The 16,568-nt window shown below is 42.6% G+C and carries 18 protein-coding genes and 2 pseudogenes; 8 read left to right on the forward strand and 12 right to left on the reverse strand.

What is annotated here, in order from left to right; genetic code table 11:
- Positions 1–301: 301 nt before the first annotated feature.
- Both MRK00_11230 and MRK00_11235 read right to left on the reverse strand, forming a co-directional pair.
- Entirely contained in the window at positions 302–685 is a 384-nt protein-coding gene (locus MRK00_11230; GenBank protein MDR4517944.1) for a hypothetical protein, read from the reverse strand.
- A gap of 294 nt (positions 686–979) precedes the next feature.
- Complete coding sequence (locus MRK00_11235; GenBank protein ID MDR4517945.1) at positions 980–1,372, reverse strand: hypothetical protein; 393 nt, start codon at positions 1,370–1,372, stop codon at positions 980–982.
- 1,360 nt (positions 1,373–2,732) lie between these two features.
- On the opposite strand from MRK00_11235, the gene MRK00_11240 reads away from it, so the two are divergent.
- The 5 genes from MRK00_11240 (at position 2,733) to MRK00_11260 (ending at position 5,490) form a co-directional block, all read left to right on the forward strand.
- Entirely contained in the window at positions 2,733–3,041 is a 309-nt protein-coding gene (locus tag MRK00_11240; GenBank protein MDR4517946.1) for a type I restriction endonuclease subunit M, read from the forward strand.
- Between the two features lie 191 nt (positions 3,042–3,232).
- A complete protein-coding gene (locus MRK00_11245; GenBank protein MDR4517947.1) occupies positions 3,233–3,448 on the forward strand; it encodes a hypothetical protein in 216 nt (71 codons plus the stop codon).
- Between the two features lie 11 nt (positions 3,449–3,459).
- Positions 3,460–4,431: a site-specific integrase gene (locus MRK00_11250; GenBank protein MDR4517948.1), complete on the forward strand. Its 972-nt coding sequence runs from the start codon at positions 3,460–3,462 to the stop codon at positions 4,429–4,431.
- Positions 4,432–4,446: 15 nt separating this feature from the next.
- Positions 4,447–5,019 carry a hypothetical protein gene (locus tag MRK00_11255; GenBank protein ID MDR4517949.1) on the forward strand — a complete coding sequence of 191 codons (573 nt, stop codon included), beginning with the start codon at positions 4,447–4,449 and terminating at the stop codon, positions 5,017–5,019.
- A 15-nt stretch (positions 5,020–5,034) separates the two neighbouring features.
- Entirely contained in the window at positions 5,035–5,490 is a 456-nt protein-coding gene (locus MRK00_11260) for a hypothetical protein (GenBank protein MDR4517950.1), read from the forward strand.
- A 251-nt stretch (positions 5,491–5,741) separates the two neighbouring features.
- Here MRK00_11260 and MRK00_11265 read toward each other — a convergent pair whose 3' ends face one another.
- The 3 genes from MRK00_11265 to MRK00_11275 all read right to left on the reverse strand — a co-directional run bounded on the left by MRK00_11265 (position 5,742) and on the right by MRK00_11275 (position 8,908).
- Positions 5,742–7,226, reverse strand: coding sequence for a GGDEF domain-containing protein (locus MRK00_11265; protein MDR4517951.1), 1,485 nt, complete (start codon positions 7,224–7,226; stop codon positions 5,742–5,744).
- Positions 7,227–7,543: 317 nt separating this feature from the next.
- The gene (locus MRK00_11270; GenBank protein MDR4517952.1) at positions 7,544–8,137 is read right to left on the reverse strand and encodes a hypothetical protein; all 594 of its coding nucleotides are present in this window, start codon (positions 8,135–8,137) and stop codon (positions 7,544–7,546) included.
- A gap of 3 nt (positions 8,138–8,140) precedes the next feature.
- Positions 8,141–8,908, reverse strand: a complete 768-nt coding sequence (locus MRK00_11275) for a PD-(D/E)XK nuclease family protein (GenBank protein ID MDR4517953.1) — start codon at positions 8,906–8,908, stop codon at positions 8,141–8,143.
- Between the two features lie 87 nt (positions 8,909–8,995).
- Here MRK00_11275 and MRK00_11280 point away from each other — a divergent pair, with 87 nt between their 5' ends.
- The 3 genes from MRK00_11280 to MRK00_11290 all read left to right on the forward strand — a co-directional run bounded on the left by MRK00_11280 (position 8,996) and on the right by MRK00_11290 (position 11,112).
- Positions 8,996–9,253 carry a helix-turn-helix domain-containing protein gene (locus MRK00_11280; GenBank protein ID MDR4517954.1) on the forward strand — a complete coding sequence of 86 codons (258 nt, stop codon included), beginning with the start codon at positions 8,996–8,998 and terminating at the stop codon, positions 9,251–9,253.
- A gap of 416 nt (positions 9,254–9,669) precedes the next feature.
- On the forward strand, positions 9,670–10,113 hold the full coding sequence (locus MRK00_11285; GenBank protein MDR4517955.1) for a hypothetical protein: 444 nt from the start codon (positions 9,670–9,672) through the stop codon (positions 10,111–10,113).
- 57 nt (positions 10,114–10,170) lie between these two features.
- Entirely contained in the window at positions 10,171–11,112 is a 942-nt protein-coding gene (locus MRK00_11290; protein MDR4517956.1) for an IS1595 family transposase, read from the forward strand.
- A gap of 567 nt (positions 11,113–11,679) precedes the next feature.
- On the opposite strand, the gene MRK00_11295 is transcribed toward MRK00_11290, so the two are convergent.
- From MRK00_11295 to MRK00_11325, 7 genes and pseudogenes are all read right to left on the reverse strand, one after another.
- Positions 11,680–11,871 carry a hypothetical protein gene (locus tag MRK00_11295; protein MDR4517957.1) on the reverse strand — a complete coding sequence of 64 codons (192 nt, stop codon included), beginning with the start codon at positions 11,869–11,871 and terminating at the stop codon, positions 11,680–11,682.
- On the reverse strand, positions 11,868–12,650 hold the full coding sequence (gene istB / locus MRK00_11300) for an IS21-like element helper ATPase IstB (protein ID MDR4517958.1): 783 nt from the start codon (positions 12,648–12,650) through the stop codon (positions 11,868–11,870). The genes MRK00_11295 and istB overlap by 4 nt, the downstream gene beginning before the upstream one ends.
- The gene (istA, locus tag MRK00_11305; GenBank protein MDR4517959.1) at positions 12,616–14,106 is read right to left on the reverse strand and encodes an IS21 family transposase; all 1,491 of its coding nucleotides are present in this window, start codon (positions 14,104–14,106) and stop codon (positions 12,616–12,618) included. The genes istB and istA overlap by 35 nt, the downstream gene beginning before the upstream one ends.
- Before the next feature lie 24 nt (positions 14,107–14,130).
- The gene (locus tag MRK00_11310; protein MDR4517960.1) at positions 14,131–14,574 is read right to left on the reverse strand and encodes a hypothetical protein; all 444 of its coding nucleotides are present in this window, start codon (positions 14,572–14,574) and stop codon (positions 14,131–14,133) included.
- A 483-nt stretch (positions 14,575–15,057) separates the two neighbouring features.
- Positions 15,058–15,549 (reverse strand): protease complex subunit PrcB family protein, encoded by a 492-nt coding sequence (locus MRK00_11315; GenBank protein ID MDR4517961.1) that lies wholly within the window; start codon positions 15,547–15,549, stop codon positions 15,058–15,060.
- 49 nt (positions 15,550–15,598) lie between these two features.
- Positions 15,599–15,836 (reverse strand): annotated as a pseudogene (locus MRK00_11320) (deoxyribonuclease I).
- Positions 15,837–16,130: 294 nt separating this feature from the next.
- Positions 16,131–16,382: pseudogene (locus MRK00_11325) on the reverse strand (IS1595 family transposase).
- Positions 16,383–16,568: the final 186 nt, after the last annotated feature.

Below are 16,568 nucleotides of genomic sequence, written 5' to 3' on the forward strand. Positions count from 1 at the left end.
AGTAGGTGATTTCATGAAAGTATTTTAGAACGATTACTTGGAATTACTTATTGAAAGAATTAATCGCCTGTTTTGTGCAAAGATTGGCAAAATTTCAATACCTTTTGACATCTTAATTTTAACAATTATTTAGAATAACAGTCCGTCTCTGCTAGTCTATAACTTTTAGTGATAATTCCTTTTAGAAAATTATAGAAAAACGAAATGACTGGGAAAATTAAAGGTGCGAATTATTAGGGATTCCAGCCAGATTGACTTGATTGAATCTGGCTGAAAAACTTTTTTGCTTGTATGTCGATGATTAATTTGTAATTTGATGTTTATTTACAACTGATTCAGATATTTTTTGTTCAATTGCTAATGCATGATGATAAGCAGCTTTATCTGAATATTCTATAGCCGCTTTTTCGCAACGTTCGATTTTACTGGACACATAATTTTTGATGTTTCTTCCATTATTTTCAAAGAAACTGAAATGCGGTTTATTGTTTAGAACTTTTAATATCGCTAATTCTTCGTGTATTTTATTTTCCATTACTTTGGCTAAATTTGCATATCGATGAGCTAATAAATCATGACTGAGTCCATGTTCATTATTGTGAGCAAAGACAATCGAATTCATCAATAAATATGAGATCAAAAAAACCAAAGAAGATGAAACGGTGAATAAAATTTCTTTTTTCATAACAGATTACTCCTAGCAAAAGGACCAGTACGTATCTTATGTCAGCCAATCCGATAAAAATATTGGGGAAACTATTGTTTTTCTCTAAGGCAAACCATTATTAGCATGATCAATTTAATTTACATGATATCTATTGAAATCTGCCTGGTTGCAGTCACACATGGTGGACAAAATAAATCTGTAAAACAATAGAATGAAGCTGGTTTATGAAGGTAATAAAAAACCCACCGAAGTGGGTTTCATCGTAAGGTGTGATGTATAGGATTTGCGTTTGTTTACTCTCAGTATTGCAGTTTAACTTTTAGTTTTGCCAGACGGTACAGATGCTGGATGAAATGATTGTTCAGCTGCCATTTTTTCATGATAAGCGGCCTTGTTTAAATTCTCTTCTACACCTGCTTCAAACTGGCGAAGCTTGAAATCCACATGCTGCTTGAACGTTTTTGCATTTCTACCAAAGGAAGCGGTGCTTGGTTTATTCTTAATTGCTTCAATTTCTTCTTCTATCTTGGCTTTATATTCATCTGCCTGTTCTTTGTAATACTGCGCTAATGCGGAGTGATTGGCATTGCTTTGCGTGTTAAAGGCAGTGTCCTGATCTCCAGCGAAAGTGGTGGCAGGTAAAGCAAGTAAAAGAGAAGCAACTAAAGAAATAATTGTAAGAGTCTGAGCTGTTCCTGTTTTCATGATAGATACTCCTTTATTAAGCTAATTCATCATGGAAACAAGTCTAAACAATTCAGTGAATCGTGCCTATTGGGGTTACTATTAATTTTATCTAAGTAAAACCATTAGAACATGGCAATCAACAGATGCACATTAAAATTTTGAAGAACTAATGCTCGGACGGCTATGAAAAATGCTGTACTTACTCACAAGTTTGGATTACATAAGTCCTAATCAATACGAAGCGAAGCAGAAACAGCAAAAATGGTGAAAATTGCTTAACTGAAGTGTCCGATTTTACTTGACCAGGTCAGTCCAGTGGGATAGGGGGGGGAACAAACAATAGACTATAAGTCTAGTCCCGACCCTCACTACTCGCGCTCGCCACGCGACGAAATTTGAAATAAAACTTAAATTGCAGATGTAATTATTTACCAGAGAGTGCAAAGCGTAACTTCAACTAGATAACCAGCGTTTGTTTCACGATGCACTTGCCTATGGCCAATTGCTTTGATAGTCAATGGTGCCTAATTCAGATTTTATTCTGCACCTTAGGTTGTTCGATTGCAGGAGGGGTCACTGCAGATGCGACAACACCCAGACCAAAAATTACTGCAAGCGTACAGGCTGATAAAATTACAAAAGATTTCATATGAGTTGCTCCTTCAATTTTTATTAGAGAAGCAAGGCAGTTTAACTAAACTATCACGTGATTCATATGAGTAATACTATTATTCTTGGCCAAGGGAAACCATTAGATTATTTCTTCTGGTCGAATCACTTACCGAAGCATCAAATGCGATTGTTCGAAATAATTGTCTTCTCTCTCCTTTACTTGTAAGTAAAGGAGAGAGAAGACTATCAACTCGCTGACATTGCATATGTTTGAAATGCATCCTATCATTTTTCACATCAGATTGTTCCACCGGCGAGGTATTAGGCTGCAAGGGTTGGTAGGTGGTACTGGTACCATTGGACGATCAGTGGCATCAGCAGCAAGACCGAAAAAAGTATAGTACCTCGACTAGGAATCTTTAGAGTAAAAGACTCCGACAAATAGTCCGCCGTCACAGATTTCCTCATCAAACCCACACCTCAAGAAATATCTCATAAGAAGTTTATCAAAAACTGGCTCACATTTTATTCCAACAAAACAGTCGTTTAAAATAGCTGTATATTGCGATGATACTGTTCTGAATAATCACTAATATTTGGCTGGCAAGTATCACGATGCAACAGGCAGTTTCTCGCAATATCGATTGATCACTACAATCGGTCAGTCGTATCAACCAATCCCGAATTAATCCCATTGAAACGTAGCAGCCAGAACAGACGCATGTATTGCGCCTGCGGTTCTGCACGTCTATTGAAAGGAGTACATATGAACAAAGCAGTTAGAACGGGCAAGGGGAATTCGCCGCCCTTGTTTCCACTTGGCAAAGTTGTAGCGACGCCCAACGCACTTGATGCGCTGGATCGTGCAGCAGTGAATAGCGTGGATCTCATTCGCCGTCATCAGCATGGTGACTGGGGCAATGTGCCGCCGAGTGACGCGGAAGAAAACGATCGATCTGTTGAGCAAGGCTTTCGCATCTTGTCGAGTTATCCACTCTCGGAAGATCAAAACATCTGGATCATCACCGAAGCAGATCGCAGTGCTACCACATTGCTATTGCCTGAAGATTATTAGCATAACGTGTGGGCCCATAATAATAAGCTCTGTTCGGGTGTTTATGGGAGCAAATAAATGAAAACACCCAACCATTCGCCTGCCGGGGCCATGTCCTGGCGGGCTTTTTATTAAATTTTCGTCAACTAGCGATAACGCTTCATTATCGTTAGTTAACTTATTGAACTAATGGAATAACTTGAAGGATAACCATGAACAATTTACCACCCTACCAAAAACCACTGACTGATGCCGAGGTGCGTATCATCGGGAAAGACGGCAATGCGTTTGCAATCATCGGATACGTCCGTAGCTGCATACTCAGCAGCAACCATCCGGAATTGGCCGATGAATTTATGCGTGAAGCCACAGCAGGCGACTACAACCACCTGCTCGTTACTTGTATGCGCTATGTGAAGATCGTATAGAGGGCACGCTAATGAAGAACATAGAAATAATACCGCCAGATCATGGACAACGGCCACCCAAGTCGCAAGCTGTTCGATCATTAACTAATACTGTGGCACACAGGAAAGTTAAACAGTATCTCGCGGCCACACATGCCAAAAATACACAGAAGGCTTACCAAAAGGATATCGCACACTTTCTTGACAACGGGGGCAAGATTCCGGCAACACCGGCATGTGTCGCATCGTATCTGGCCGAACACGCACAAACATTGTCCGTCGCCACACTGAATCGACGTGTCGTCGCCATCGGCTGGGCTCATGCAGTACGGGGTTATGATTCACCGACAAAATCCGCATTAGTAGTGGCAACGCTACGCGGCATCCGACGTACCAATGGCAGTGCACAACGGCAGGCAGCGCCATTGGTTAAACAAGATATTGCTAAAGTGGTGCAGCGATTAACCGGCCTCAAAGGCATGCGTGACAAAGCTCTGTTGTTGATCGGCTTTGCCGGAGCGTTTCGTCGTTCGGAATTGGTTGCACTTCGGATCGAAGATGTGTGCTTTGTGCGCGAGGGCATCATCATTCATTTGCGACGCAGCAAGACTGATCAGAACGGACAAGGCCGCAAGATCGCCATTCCGTATGTGAGGGCCAAGCACTGTCCAGTACGGGCACTCAAAACATGGCTGAGAAAGTCCGGTATTCAGTCAGGTGCATTGTTTAGACGCATTAACCGTTATCAGCAGATCATGGATCAGGGATTGAGTGCGCAATCGGTCTCGCTGATCATCAAGCAACGCGTAACCGCTGCGGGCTTCGATGCCGCCATATATTCAGGCCACAGTTTACGCGCAGGCTTTGTTACCAGTGCGGCGCAAAAAGGCATTCAATCCTGGAAGATACGACAGCAGACCGATCACAAATCAGATCAGATGTTGCAACGGTATATTCGTGATAGTCGGTTATTTACTGATCATACGGTGAAGAAAATCTGGTGATCGGAGAGCGTGACGATGACCATTAAACAAGGCAGCATCGATCAGCTTTGCGGACTTTATTCGGTATTGAACGCAACCGAGCTATTGATCGGAAAGTATGCGCCCTATGATCGGCGGTTACGTGTTTCCAGTCAAAAGAAAGCGTTGTTCGGTGAACTGGTGGCTTACTTGGCGCGTAACGATTTACTGGAAGAAGCGCTAACCGTAGGTATAGAAGACCTCTACAACCGGGGCGGCCTGATCGATATCGCTATTAAATCGGTCAAGCAATATCAGGGACTCAAGATGAAGAAACAACGGGCCTTTACCAAGTCACCCAAAACATTAGCAGAGTATTGGACAACACTTGCTGAGCATCTGCGTCATGATGGCTCGACCGTGATCATTTGTTTCAGTTGCCGCTACTTTGGCCATTGGACATGTGTCAAAGCGATTACGCCGAAGGAATTAATACTGGTTGACTCGGCACGTATGAAGCGTCTTTACCGGAATCAATGCACCATCGGCCCTGAAGAAAAGAACACGTACACCTTGTGGCCCTCATTGACGTATTTGCTGTCGATTGAACACCGTGAAGCAGATGAATGAAATAACGGAGGCGTCATGAAATTAATCACATTCACTATACTGATTATCCTGAACTACCAAGTAGTTGCCCAAGATCAGATGCCGAGAAATGTCAAACTGCTTGCGAAACACACACCGGAATACTTCTGCCCCTTAGGTGCGCAGCTGATCACTGACTATGGATCAGCTTATTTAAAAGCCACTGGTTACAACCGATCGGGTATCTGTGCTGAACTGGCATTAGATATGGCGCGGCAAAGAAATATCATGACAGACGATGCCGGTATTGCCATGCGTCAGGATTATCTGGCTAACCAGCAAGGCATCTGTGAGTTTGCAGCGCAGGGACTACGGCTTGGAATTGATCTGGGTGATCTCGTCGATTCATTTGTAGCGCTATGTCACGACAACAGGCCGACTGCTATCGACGGTAATTTGGCGGAAATTGTTGCGATTGAAATGATGCTGGATGAAACCAAGTCTATTGATTAAAGTACTTGCTATAAGACTGGGTACTTCTATATTTGTTGCTAATTCTACTTTGTCACCCATATAGCCTGTCTCTGATTACACCAAAGCCATTTTTCGTCTGACATAAAACTGTTGAACACTGAATCTCCTCTGATGCCGCTTATGAATAATTTCAGTTAATTCTTTGGCTGTATGGCTGTGAGCTGTGAGCTGTGAGCTGCCTTCTCGGCGGCATGTGCTATTGCTTAGTGTATTGTGTTGAGTCAATCCCATCAACTGCTATCAATATCATGCCACTCAACAATGCGGTTGCGGCCGTTATGCTTGGCAGCATACAACGCTTTGTCTGCTGCTTTTATCAGATCATCAGGTTGCCTGAAAGTTGCCGAACCGCCTTGAGTTGACGCGACACCAATTGAAACAGTCACATTGATTGTGGAACCGTCTTCAATGGGATATGCGATTTTTGTAATGTTATCTTTAAGACGAGCAATAAGATTTCTTGAATTCTCAATTGTCGTGCTTGGCAGAATTAATGCAAATTCCTCACCGCCATAGCGGCAAAGACTATCGTCATGACGAATCTGTCCATAAATTGCTTGAACAGCAGCAACCAGTACGGAATCTCCTGTAACATGACCATAAGTATCGTTTACACGTTTGAAATGATCCAGGTCAATCATGGCGATAGTCAAGGGCAAGTCATGTTTCTGCGAGAGTTCAAACTCGCGCTGTAAAGTGACATCAAAATAACACCTGTTATGCGCGCCTGTTAATCCGTCCCGTTGTGATTTTTCTTCCAGTTCTTTGACTTTTGATAAACTGTGTATCATCAGAAGTTCTTTGGCTTGCGTCATTATCCCACTTATCTCTAAAGAATGCTGAATGTTGATATCGAATAATTCTTCGACGGTAGCAAGTTGCTCCTCCATGCTGTTGATGATTTCAACTACCGGGGCATTGTCAAGATTGAGCCAGGAATCGGCTGCATTTACCAATGCAGTTTTATTATCAGGTGACAGAGGATAAAGGAAGAAGTCGGCTAAATATCTTGATACAGCCACACAAGCGTGCAGTGTTGGTTCTGATTTATTGGATTCTGGCTTGTTATGACTGGCAATACAGGCAAGTGAAATATGATCGGGGATATGCCATTGCTTTAGCAGCGCATATCCCAGTTCATCATGCCCAATCCCCAGTTGTTCTTGTTCGGTTTGCAAAAGTACATCATGGTCGGTCGTTGATGAAAAAATTTCCCCATACTCATCGGGCATTATGGCACTGAAAGCGAGAATGCCGATTTCTTGCAGCAATGCTGCCAAAAAGAGATCATCTAAAGCCGTTAGACCCAGCTTTTCACCCAGTATGCGGCTAGCCAGTGCTGATGTTAGAGATCGACGCCAGAACAGATTATTGTCAAATGCAGCTGAGTATTGTCCAGGGTTTTTGATGAAAGAATTGGCCAGGGAGAAAGAAAGTGCAATGACAATCACGGTATGTGTGCCGAGTATACTGACTGCTTGACGTATATTGGTAGATATTCTTCTTGTTTTATACAGTGGCGAATTTGCTGTTTTGAGTAATTTCGCTGAAAGCGCCGGATCCATGGAAATATATTTGCATGCAGAAACAATATCTGCATCCGGGTCATTGGCTAGTTCGATAATTTTAAGAGCGACTGCCGGTAGTGTTGGCAGTGTCGTGCAGTATTGTAGTTTCTTGAGAGGGTCTATCTTAGCGTCCGGTGAATTCATCATACCTTCTTCTTAGCCGTTATTTATGACAATCCGATTTTTTCTGGATTATACTGTACAATACTAAGGCTATGTAAAAAAACACAATTGACCAGGCTGCATTCAATAAAATTAGAAGGGGCTGTCAATTTAACTCGATAGAGTAAGCCCCCAGTTTTGCCGGGGGACTCACAGAAGCTTGACCTATACAGCGTGGTCGGCGTGAATCTTGATTCAAGATTGCGCAACCAAAGGCTATAGCTATGGCGGTTAAGAATCAGTGATCACAGCGCAGGATAACGAATTTGATCTCTCTCCCGGTTGGGCCAATAACATCTCAATTAGATTTTTTGTTCTAAAGCCGAAACAGCTTCATTTGCTAAACCAGCCAATTGATCGATATTGACATCAGACTGTCCGGCAAGCTGTACCTGCTTATTCCTTGACCATCGTTCATCATCTTCGGCTTCCAGCCAGTTATCAGAAAGAACCAACCGATTAGAAATCTCGTGTTCGCCGTTTTCATCTTCAACATAGAAACCAATTTGGATACCGTATTCGGCATCTGCATAGCAAATGGTATAGAGCCAATAGCTTTTAAACTCGAATGCTTTGTAGAAATAGTTCTCCCAAACCCACTCGACAGAATTTTCGTTTCCTTTTCTACCCGCATAAAATGTTGGAGCAACTGGCTGATAACGAGACAAGTTAATTGCTGTTCCCCATGTCGTATTCCAAACGTGATGCAAACATTTCCAATAATCGGCTTGAACGTTAAGTGCCGACAGTTTTGCATCGTTAAATCGTTCAATCTCATCCCACTCTAAGTCACTGGGTATGTTCTTTTGGGATAGAATCTCATCGATAGCCCACTGATTCTGATTACTATCAAAATAGAATTGCAACCCTTCACTGATTTGTATGGTTTCAGACATGAATTAACTCTCCAGTTTGTTCCAAATAAATTGCCGAAATAGTGAAAATCCCAAATCCTTATCGTCATTCAATTGGCATTCCCAGTTTGACATGACGGTAAACCATGCCTTGGGATGCCAATCTTTATTGCCGGACGGTGCTTCATCGCCGCTTTTTGTTAACAAAACCAGAGCGCCGTTTTGCGGCTCGGAAACCAGTTTTTTCAGTTGCGCCCGATAAGTTGATAATTGTCCTGTTGTGACGTGGTGATCAAACTTTGCTTCCACGATAACCGCGTAATCGTTTCCGGAATTTGACCATCTTATTAGCAAGTCAGCGCGCCTTTGTGCAGGCATAGGATATTCGGCGTGAACCTCCAAAGAACGCATGTCCTCCGACTTCAGGCTTTGCAGTATTAGGTTGCTATTAACGTGTGACGCCAGAATCGATTGAATCCATGCGATCAGGCGTTTCATTCCTACCTCGCCTTGCACTGATGGATCAATGAAATATGAAATGCCTTTCGTTATTTGTTGTTCTGTCGCGGTAAAGCCAAGACTTCTTTTATGGTGGAATGGATGATACGAATTCAGATGACCGAATAAGTCTTCAAATTTCTGACCAATATTCTGGTTTAAATCGCTTAATCTGAATTGACTACTGATCTTCTGAATGGCTTTCCGGGTAGAATCCAGGTTCCTGCTTAGGAGATAATTTATTGCTTCACGGGAAAAACTGATATTAAGTGGACAGTTTTGTGTAACTGTAGCGACTGAAGATTTAAGAACCATAAGCCATCCATAATTGTAAGGAGTTTTATTAACTCTCGGACTATAGTCCGTCGACTGACAGTCTAGTTCATTCCATTCTGTTTGTCTATGGACGGGCAAACGAAAGAGCTGCATCAACAATTTGGAAAGGTGTTACGTGAATTACGTAATCGGGCTGGTTTGTCTCAAGAACAGCTCGGTTTGGAATGCAATCTGGATCGAACGTTTATAAGCTTGCTGGAAAGGGGATTGAGGCAACCGACATTGACGACCCTTTTTGTTCTGGCTCAGAAGCTGAATGTGTCGCCAGCTGAGATTGTTAAAAGGATTGAAGAAAAATACGAGGAACAATCCAAATCGAAATGAAAGCTGATTTTTTCCAGATTGTATCAAAGTAACAAGCTGGTACAGCCAGTATGCAGCCATATCAATTGTTATAAGAACATAAATTATGAGTAACAAATGAAATGGATTGTTTATCCATCCAATTTGACTTTGGCTATTGTTTTTTCTCCTGGGTAGATTTCCCTTATGATGTTTTGCCAGAAAATGAATAACGGCTATCGGCCAATACCGGCCTGTAAATTCATTTCAAAAAATCATTTATTCTGTCTTTGTTATAATGAATGCTAAATTGACATATAGTCATGAAAATTATGGAGATAAAACACAACTTGAGGTGTTGGATTTCATTTTTGACGTAATATATTGCGTCATTTCGGACGTCTAATTCTAGTTACGTGACTAGTGTGACTTAGGAGTATATTCATAGAGTTCCGAACATGAGAGGAAAAGCGACTATAAACATTCTAGTTATTCTTGAAGATTGGATTCGTATAGGGATAGACCACCTTTTGAAAAAAGGTAACCCATACTTATTTTGTGCTCAAAATATAGTCGCTGGAATTTTAGCATTTATAAGTGTTTCGCAATTTTTCGACCCGATAACCATAGTTATTGAATTTCTTGGGCTGTCTATGCCTAACACGAATAAAATTGACTTAGTAACTATCGTTGTTATTATCGCACTATGTATTTTAGCCGCAATTTGCTTTTTTATTGGAAGAAAACGTATTACGTTACACCCCTATTCGGCATTAAAGCTGGAGCCTGTCAGTGGGTTTAATAATCAAATATATATTCCTGAAGATCAGAGGTTTAAAGAAGGAGGTAGGGTAAATCTATCTTTTCGTCTCAAAGTATTTCCTAATTACCAAGATTGCTAAGCTAAACTTAGGAGACTATAATATCACTTCAATCAATTGAAAAATAGTGATATTTTTATGGCTCGTAATAAAGTACAATTTCAAAAAGGCATGAGTCTTCCCGAATTTCTTCAACATTACGGAACAGAAGATCAGTGTTTTGAAGCATTATATAAGTGGCGCTGGCCAAATGGATTTCAATGTCCAAACTGCGGCCATGATAAAAGTTGTCAGTTAACCAGCCGCAAATTGCGCCAATGTAATCGTTGCCACCACCAGACATCAATAACAGCCGGCACGATACTGGAATCAACCAAATTGCCACTAACCACGTGGTTTCTGGCCATATACTTAATAAGTCAGGCCAAGAAGAGTATTTCTGTCATGCAATTACATCGTCAATTAGGCATCTCGTACAATTCAGCCTGGGGATTGAAACACAAATTAATGCAGGTGATGATGGAGCGAGATCAGACATATAAATTGTCCGGGCTTATAGAGATAGACGATGCTTATTTGGGAGGTGAACGTACGGGGTGTAAGCCAGGTCGCGGAGCTGCTGATAAATCTCCGTTTATTGCCGCAGTGGAAAAGAATGATGAAGGCCATCCATTGAGGATAAAGCTTTCATCCGTCAAGGGATTTCGCAAAACGGAGATAGCTGCCTGGAGCAAGTGTCATTTAACTGCTGGCAGTACTGTCGTATCTGATGGTTTGTTGTGTTTCAAAGCGTTTGCTGACGAGGGATATCAGCACGATAGAGTCATTTGCGGTGGAGGACGAGCATCAGTTGAAGAGCCTAAGTTCTTCTGGGTGAACACCATACTTGGAAATCTGAAAAGTACATTTCGTGGTATCTATCATGCTGTCCGGCCAAAATATTTGCAACGTTATCTGGCAGAGTTTCAATATCGTTTCAATCGGCGTTTTGATTTGCGCAATTTGATTCCAAGACTTGCATATGTTGCGTTAAGAACCCCACCCATGCCGGAAAGACTTCTTAAAGTTGGCTTAGCTTGAATGGTAATTAGGAAGTATTTTCACCATTTCAGGATGTTGTTATTGAAAACATTGATTTAGACTTTTTTCACAGAGACGGCAGAATGGCGGCAAGCGCTCCACAAACAATCAAATATGAACAAGGTAGTACTGAAAATGTATGGGAGTGGAATCGCGATAATGAAAAATGCCTTATTGTTAAGCTCCGAAAACTCGAGTCGCTTACATTAAGAATTAGCTGTGCTCCCTTTGTATTTTTTAAGGATGAGCCTGAGCAATGGAAAGATGGGGTATTAAGGGTTCTTTTGACGTACCGTACACTTGGTGCCAGTAAGTGTTTGTTAAGACAACTAGCTTATAAGTTAGAGCCTAGAGGGATTTCAAGAATATATCGATGTGCTAATTTATATCAAGTTCTCCTAAACAAACCCATCAACCCAATAAAACGACTTTGAGTGTTACTTTGGTGAGTACATCACGTAATAAGGCCATTAAATGTTGGCGCCACACCAAACCCGCCGCTATTTGCCGCAGACTAAAAATACAAATAATGACTTGATTTAATATTTGCCACATGATGTTCAGCAACTAAAACGGCGGTTCATTATTAAAATCTTCAGGCTCATTACTGTTTTGTTTTTCAAGCAGCATTGTTTGATGCATTTCCAGAATATCTTCACCATAACTTTGCCAAATCGCCTCTTTAAGCTCATCCAGTAACAGATAAATACCTTCAGCTTCTTCAGTCGACCAATAGGTTGTGATTTTCAATGTTTTCATTTGGTTTCCTTTTTCGTTGTACGCCGCTTTGCCGCCTGCTCCTGAGCTTCTTTCATGCGGTAGGATTTACCTTCAATGGCGATAACTTCACTGTGATGCACCAGCCGATCAATCAGCGATACCACACATGCTGCATTCGGAAAGACTTCATTCCATTCGCCGAATGGGCGATTGGTTGTAACCAGGGTTGAGCGCTGCTCATAACGTTGATTGACGATTTCAAACAACAAATCCGCATGGCGGTTGCTATAGGAGAGATAGCCCACTTCATCAATGAGTAAAAATGCTGGTCTGGCATAATGCTTTAATCGGCGCCGCAGTGCATTATCCCCATCTTGCGCTGCCAACTCATTGAGCATATTGGCGGCACTGGTAAATAGCACCGTATGTCCTTGCATGACGGCGGCATAGGCCAGGTTTTGTGCAATCGTTGATTTACCCACACCATTGCTGCCGAGCAAGATGACATTACTGGCGGTGGTTAAAAAATCCAGCTGCATCAGCCGATGGATTGCCTGTTGGTCTATTTTGTCAGGCCACTGCCAGTCAAATTCATTGAGTGATTTGAACTGTCCCAGCTTGGCGCTTGTCAGGCGGCGATCCAGTGAGCGCTGCTTGCGCTCGGTCTGCTCCCAGTTTAGCCAGGTTTCAAGCCAGGGATAATGGGTTTCGGAGAGTTCATGCCAATGCGCCAGCAATCCATGTAACTTAAGGTCAGTCGCCTGTTGCTTGAGCTGTTCGATATCAATCATCTTGTGACGCTTTGTTGAGTTTGTCATAAACAGTTAGGCTGACTGGTTTAACGCTGTAATGTTTGACCTTGTCGGGTACCGCAACTGCCAGTGGTGGTGGCTGGTCTTTTTCTTCGCGCCGGCGTGCCAGTATTTGCTGTACGGCTTGCGGGTAAGGGGATTGCTGTTTGAGTGCTTCGCCGACTGCGATATGCAGTTCATCGCGGCCATAGTAATCCAGGTATTCATTGAGTAAACGAACAGTGGTTTTTAGCACATGTCCACGCTCGATTGATTGTTGTAAAAAGGTTGGTATATGTGCTGACGCCTGGGTTAACCGATCCTGGCCCCGATGCAATTTAGCGTGGGTTTTTTCCAGCCATAAAGCATTGATGTGTTCTTCCTGTTCAATTTGTTCGCCTTTGGCAAAACTGCGTGGGTGCTGAGCGATGAGTGCGTCACCGGCCAGTATGCGTACCTGCTGTAGATCTGCATCGACATGCAGTGTTTTTTGTACTTGCTGATGGGGAATCGAGTAGTCATTGAGGTCAAAGCGAATGTAGGGTGTTTTTTGCGCTCGGACTATTTTTCTTTCACGGGTGTCAAACGGGTTATCCGGCAAGCTTATTAAACGCGGTTGCTCCTGCAAGAAGGCTTCTTTGATAGATAGCGCCTGATTTTCTGGGCAGCGCCGGTTGGCGCTGACACCCTGACACCATTCGTCCGCCTGGGCATTGAGCTGATCCAGTGTGTGCCAATCACGACCGGCAAAAAAGTTATCGCGGATATAGCGAATCGCCCGCTCAACACGACCTTTTTCATTACCCCGCGCCACCGCAACTGGTCGTGGCTCAAAGTGGTAATGGGCCGACAAGGCCAATAATGTTGGATGGAAACGAATCGCATCTCCATGACGTTCCAGTACCGCAGATTTTAAATTGTCATAAAGCAGTACTTGAGGTATTCCGTTCCAGGCTTCAAAGGCACTCACATGGCCGCGCAAAAAGTTTTCCATCTGTGCATTGAGATAAAAGCGCAAAAAGATCTGCCGCGACCAGCTGAGCACCATGACAAAGACCATCAATGGCCGTTTGGCTTTGCCAATTTGCAGGTGACCAAAATGACCCCAGTCCACTTGAGCTTGTTCACCAGGTAAGGTTTTTAAACGCAAGTAGGCTTCTGGTTGTTTGCGTGGCCGCAGCTGGCTAATCCGCTGACGAAACAAGCTGGGGCCACCAGGATAACCACGCTGTTTTGCCATGTCATATAATCGTGCCGCGGTCAGTGTCGGAAATGTCTCCAGTGTTTCAATAATAAATGGCAGATAAGGATTAATGATTGATGCGCGTGGTGAACGTTCCACTTTTGGCAACCCTGCTTGTGATAACACCCGGTCAACCACAGAGTGATGAATGCCGAGTTGCGTGGCGATGGTGCCGACCGGCCATTGTTCAGCAAAATGATAACGCAGTATTTTGGCTTCAATCTCTTTGGTGATAGTCATGTGCATTCCTTGTGGAGTTTTGAATTAATTCTTCGCCATACCAGTCACGGATTGTCGCCTGAATGAATGCCTGGGTTGGTAACGTTGTAGAAAATCCTGACGTAAAAAAGACTGACAAGCACTACCACAGTGATGACAAATCAGGGAGCTGTCGACAGGCATCAGTTTTTGCGCAATCCGTGGCCGTTTTGGCTTGTTTTTGAGTAAATCACGAAGCGCAGACGACGGGGAACCCTGATGCGTTACTTTTTGTGTTTGGCGCTGCCGAAAACGCCGCTGGCGTGCCGCATTATTGAATCGCCCTGACCGGCTTGACTGGTATTTTTTAGCAGCACATTTGAGTGATGTCGACCTGGCATTTTTAGCGCAGGTACTGTCACAATATCGTTGTCCGCGATCACAGCGAGAACAGATAATTACCTGTGTATGACAACGCTGGCAAAAATAAAGACGACCAGTACTTTGCATCGACAAAAAAGTCGATGAGGGCTGGATTTATCCCCTCTATATGTAGTATCTTTCGAGGTCGTGCATCGGCACGGTTTTTTGGGGTATGACGTCAATGTCGACCGTCAAATCTGTGATGACGTCATACCTTTTCTCAACGACACTGCGTTATAGCTCATAAACTGATACCTTGCTGCAGTTTATGATTGTCCGGTAACACAAAAAATAGACGTTCTGGTTTTTTAGTGATTTTTTTTCAAAAAGTGGAAAAATCAAACAGGCTTAATATTCGGCAAATATCTGCGGGTTTTGGGTGGCGTTTACATTAAATACACTCCATACGGTTGCCGGACATGTAACTAAGTCGCACGCTGTTTATGGCGGCTTTATCTCTGTTGAAAATGGACTTTCCCTATCCCACCGTCCGAAATGGGTCGTAAGCAATCGATTCCAATATTGACATACTCCCGTTGCTCTGAGGGATGAAAATAAATAATGGTATGTTTATAATTGACAGATGTGGGTAAGTTCAGTAGATGAAAAACTAATTGGTTTGTCCGATTTTCTGATCATAATAGCAGCCGAAGGGTATGTAATATTCGCTGTTACTAAACAATTGCCATCTGGTTTTATAACAAGAACCTCAATGTAAACAGCGTCGGTCGTTTCAACCACCTTGGATATGGAAACGCTATGCCCGCCGCTTGTTCTAACACCAATGCCACCAGTAACAACACGGAACGTTTCAAAGTCGATTTCTGGAAGGATGTAAGATGCTACGGAATCAGGTGCATTTTCTTCTATTAGATTCAGATAAAAATCTGCCCACTCTTCTTGATTATCGATAATCTTGCTCCAGGGTTCCTCGCTGATATGATCAAAAGGTAAATCCAATACCACATGAGAATAATTTTTCGGTAGCTCATGGGCTATAGAAATAGCGCATGGCATAAACATGGCAATCAAGAAAAAGCCGCGAAGTACCAAATTATTCATATGAACTCTCCAGTGCAGATATATTTACTATTGTACCTGAATCGTTTCAATGTTCCCACTCAATACGTGCGGCGTTTCTCCTGTTTCCGTACTTCGTAGCCGCAACTGTCATGATCAGGTATCCCTTTCTTGCCAGTCCATTCGATATCGCATCCACAGTAAAAACTAACCGGGTGATCGGCATATAGCTCGACTGCTATTTTCTTAGCCTTATAGAACGAGCTAGGGGTATCCGCAAAAACATGGAAAGATGAGAACAGTGAAATGAGAACCAGGAATTTATTAATCACGGGACAGCCTTATTAAAATTGTCATTCAATGTGCTGATAACACGCTGTTATTAAATGTGTCAACAACACGCTGTTAGCCTTATTAGTTGGTCATTAAATGTGTCAACAACACGCTGTTAGTATTTGCCAATTATTCGCTACATAACGGATATGCGTGTTTAAGAATCGATCATTTTAGTCATTTTTCTCACCGGTATAATGATCGAAATGAATGAAAATATGGATTGAGTTGTGTGATTTAAATTGCTTCCGAAATCGATTTCCTTGGTATGGTGTACAGGTTTTACTTGGCTATGTCACAATTAATTGTTGAAACTGTCTTGTTTTTCCAAGAGACTCGAGGAAACAAAGAGTTGGTGTAATGCTTTGCCCAAGGCGGTCAATCATTCTGTGCCACCCTAGATAGCTCTCAAGATAACGTGTTGCTACGCCATTAAATTTCCTCATCCATTGTTTGAGTCGACTGTCATAAGCATTAACATTCTGAATATGATAAATGTTGATTATAACGCGCTGACCTGCAGCGATATTAACTGGGCGATGGACAATATTTGCCTGCCGGGTGATCTGTTTGTAAGTACACATTGGACAACTAATTCAATAATTAATTGCTACATAGCCAAACCAAAAGTTCGAATTCTGGTCGAGGAATCATACTTTTCTTGGGTTTACCGCGATGACTGATCGCCGGACTTATGGGGTGGGGTCGGTGGGAATAATTTGCCCGAA

The organism is Nitrosomonas sp., assembly GCA_031316255.1.
GTDB lineage: Bacteria > Pseudomonadota > Gammaproteobacteria > Burkholderiales > Nitrosomonadaceae > Nitrosomonas.